The sequence below is a fragment of the Chitinophagaceae bacterium genome, from assembly GCA_030053935.1.
Taxonomy (GTDB): Bacteria; Bacteroidota; Bacteroidia; order Cytophagales; family JASGCU01; genus JASGCU01.
Genome location: JASGCU010000132.1, coordinates 1 through 4,011 on the forward strand (window position 1 = coordinate 1; position 4,011 = coordinate 4,011).

At 35.4% G+C, this 4,011-nt stretch carries 3 protein-coding genes; all 3 read left to right on the forward strand.

Annotation, left to right across the window (positions count from 1 at the left end; genetic code table 11):
• The first annotated feature begins 162 nt into the window (after positions 1-162).
• Positions 163-1,425, forward strand: a complete 1,263-nt coding sequence (locus QM536_09510) for a hypothetical protein (protein ID MDI9357246.1) — start codon at positions 163-165, stop codon at positions 1,423-1,425.
• 98 nt (positions 1,426-1,523) lie between these two features.
• Positions 1,524-3,248 carry an SUMF1/EgtB/PvdO family nonheme iron enzyme gene (locus QM536_09515; protein MDI9357247.1) on the forward strand — a complete coding sequence of 575 codons (1,725 nt, stop codon included), beginning with the start codon at positions 1,524-1,526 and terminating at the stop codon, positions 3,246-3,248.
• 118 nt (positions 3,249-3,366) lie between these two features.
• The coding region (locus tag QM536_09520) for a hypothetical protein (protein ID MDI9357248.1) at positions 3,367-4,011 on the forward strand (645 nt) is incomplete at its 3' end.

The window sequence follows — 4,011 nt, forward strand, 5'->3', positions numbered from 1 at the left end:
GGATTTTTAATTTGAAAAATAATCTAATTATTTTAAATTATTATATTATTTTTCAAATTAAAAATCCAAAATGGGTTCTTGGTAATTTTTAATTTGCAATATTTAAAAAATGAATTTTTAGAACCCACCTTTATTTATTATCAACTTAATTTTTTAAAGCAAATGCTCAAAAGTATATTTTTAATGTCCCAAAGTTTTCGTTTTCTGATACTTTGGATTGAATTAAAAAAAGTAACATGTCTGATAGGAATGCTATACATGATTACTTTTTACATACATGCCCAAAATATGGACGAGGTTATCTATGCCAAAAATGGGAGTATTATTAGAGGTGTTATTGTAGAAGAAATCCCACAAAAAACACTGAAAATAAAAACAAAAGATGGAAGTATCTTTGTGGTTAATTTTCTGGATATAGACAAAATTACCAAAGAAGAAAGTACCAGCAAACCTCATCTTTTTATGAATGAGGTTGTCCATTCCAAAAATGGGAGTATTATGAAAGGTATTATTGTAGAAAAAATCCCACAAAAAACACTGAAAATAAAATCCAATGATGGAAGTATCTTTGTGGTTAATTTTTCTGATGTAGATAAAATTACCAAAGAAAACACTACCAAGACACATCTTGTTATGGATGAGGTTATCTATTCCAAAAATGGGAGTATTATGAAAGGTGTTATTGTAGAAGAAATTCCCCAAAAAACACTGAAAGTAAAAGCCAATGATGGAAGTATCTTTGTAGTTAATTTTTTAGACATAGAAAAAATTACAAAAGAAGAACGAGTGGTAAGCCAGCCCGTGGCAAATACCCACAGTAATGATGTCCCAAACAATGAGAGCAATGAAAAAAAAACATCTACTGCCTTGACATCAGAAAATCTTATTGGAAATAAAAATGCTATATCTGTTTATAGTTTTGGTATTTTTATACCAGGATCAGCAAACTTTTTGGCTTATGAACGGAGAATAAATGCAAAAAGTGCCGTATCAATAGGAATTGGTTTGAGCTCATGGACATACACAACTCGGTTAAGTAGTAGTTTCGGTAGTTTTGACCAGCCACAAGCAGGTTTTAGTTTTGGAGCATCTGTAGAATACAGGTATTATCTTCATCAGATAACAAAAGACTGGTACTTGAAACAAAGAAATGTGGGAAAAATAATAAAAGCATGGTACATAGGAGGAACATGCATACTTTCTAAACTTGTTGGAAAAGAAATATTTATGCCAACATTAGGAGTTATTGGAGGGTATAGAATTATTTTTCCTACCAAAAAAGTATTTTTAGGAAATATGAATCTTGACTTAGGGTTTGGGCTTGGGTACAGAATTGCTCAAGAACAAGATCTTGTTAATGTAGGAATTAGTACTACAAAGAATATTATGCCCATAGTAAACATTGGCATTGGCTATTCTTTCTAAATTATAGTAGAAGATTCCTCCCCCCAAAAGGAGGAATCTTCTACTTTATTACATCATTACACAGTATCCACTTATAAATTTAACAGTAAAAATAAATTATGAATAAATGTGTATTAAGACTATTTCTCTTTCTTGGAATGTTGTTAGGAATTAATACAGAAGAAGGATGGTGCCAAACGCAAAAAAGATTAGCTCTAGTGATCGGAAATGCTAATTATCCCGGCAGCTCCGTTCTTAAAAATCCTGTGAACGATGCAGTATTGATGACGAACACTCTCCGCTCACTCGGCTTTGAGGTTATTAGCACCAACAACGCAACTAAGCAGGTTATGGAAAGCTCAATCAGAAGATTTAGTGAAAAACTTTCACAGACAAAGGTTGCTCTCTTCTATTATGCAGGACACGGCATGCAGGTGGACGGTAAGAACTACCTTATCCCCATAGATGCCAAGCTAGACAAAAAAGGGGACTGCAAATACGAAGCAATACCCATAAACTTTATCGTGGAAGAATTTGAACAGTATCCGGACAACGTGAACATAGTCATACTAGATGCATGCCGCAACGACCCCTTCAGATCTTGGGGAAGAAGCTCAGCAAACAGAGGATTTAAAGCAGTACTCCCCTTAGCAGGAACTATCATTGCTTTTGCAACTTCCGAAGGAAGCACCGCCTCCGATGGAACAGGGGAAAACGGAACTTTCACAGAAGCACTCGTAAAGCAAATGAAAAAATATCAACCAATAGAAACTGTCTTTAAAAGTACACGTATTGAGGTCATGAACAAAACAAATAAACAACAGGTACCGCAGGACTGGAGCCAGCTTACAGGTGAATTCTACTTCACAGAAACAGCTACCAAAACTACTTTCACAAAAACAAACGAACCGACGATAGCCATAGTAGAAGAAGACCTCAGCACCTACGGAAGTATAGAAATAACATCAAAAATAAACGGTGATATCTACATAGACAGAGAATATGTAAAAAAAGCAACTGCTGACACCAAAATAACTATAAAAAACATCAAAACAGGAAAACATTCCATAGAGATAAAAACCGATGACAACAAAACTCTTACCGAAGAGGTAACAATAATTGAAAATGAAACCATCTCTATAACAACAGGAGAAGCAGAAAGTAAACCACTAGACCTGCCAATAGCAGGAGAGATGGTTTACATACCTGAAGGCACCTTCCAAATGGGATCTAACGATGGAGAGAAGGACGAAAAACCATTACACTCCGTTACCATCTCTGCTTTTTATATAATGAAATACGAAGTTACCCAAGGGCTTTGGACGGAAATAATGGAAGAAAATCCATCAAGCTTCAACGAATGCTATCAATGTCCCGTGGAGCAAGTATCTTGGGATGATATACAAATATTTATCAAAAAACTGAATACCCGAACAGGAAAGCGATTCCGCCTCCCTACCGAAGCCGAATGGGAATACGCAGCCAAGGGCGGAGAAAACTACACCTATGCGGGATCTAACAATATAAACGAAGTTGCTTGGTATCGTGGAAACAGTGAAAGAACCCACCATGTAGGACAGAAAAAACCAAACGGATACGGTCTCTACGATATGACTGGTAATGTATGGGAATGGTGTCAGGATTGTTATAATTCCTCCTACTATGCTTCATCTCCTGCCATAAACCCCGTTAGCCCCAGTGATAGCTTTCTTAAATGTACTTTTGTTTTGCGTGGTGGAAGTTGGAATAGAAAAGATGAAAACTGTCGTTCTTCCAATAGAGACGGTAACTACTCAGAATCTCGTGACTATAATTATGGCTTTCGTTTGGTCTTAGTTCCGTAGGTGGTGGGAGAGAATGATTATTATTATAAAGGCGGGTGAAGAACCTGCCCTTATATTTTTTATTAAGTTTTATTTATTATTTATTTTATTTATTATTTATTTTATTTTTATAGATTTTATGATTAATCAACGATTACTATTAAAGATTACGTTTTTGGCAATGCTCATAAGCTTTGGATGCAAAGACGATGGTGCGAATACCCAAGTAAATGTCCCTGTAAAAAAGGTACAGTCATTGGTATCTACTAATGGAGGACTCACAAGCTACGATTATACTGCAGATGGAAAAGTTTCAAAAGTAAGCACCTCTGGTGGTTATTATGAAATTTATAAATATGCAGGAGATTCAGGCAAGGTTATATCCATTAATACAAGTGGTAGTGCATATAGAGATGAGCATACTTTTAAAAGTATATTCAGGCGGGATAGTGCTCATACCTCAGAAGCAAAAAAAGAAGGGAGAGAAACAGCGACTTATTCCGTCTCTGTTTCCTTTCTAACTTTTAATGCCCAAGGATATATAACACAAATAAAGTATAGAAGTAGCTCGGGAACAGTGTCTACACAAACATTTGAATATGATAAAGACGGGTACCTGTCAAAGTATATCTCTACTTCAGGAAGCTCTGTATCATTTGCTAACTATACATGGACAAATGGAAACCTGAGCACTGTTATTTATTCTACGGGGACTGCTTATACTTATACGTATGAAACAGAGAAAGAAAATACTCTGGGTAATCTCTTTGGAGGAATAGATAAC

What these genes read in the sequence shown, in the direction of transcription:
- QM536_09510 (MDI9357246.1), top strand. Translation starts at nt 163, where the DNA reads ATGCTCAAAAGTATATTTTTAATGTCCCAAAGTTTTCGTTTTCTGATA.
- QM536_09515 (MDI9357247.1), top strand. Translation starts at nt 1,524, where the DNA reads ATGAATAAATGTGTATTAAGACTATTTCTCTTTCTTGGAATGTTGTTA.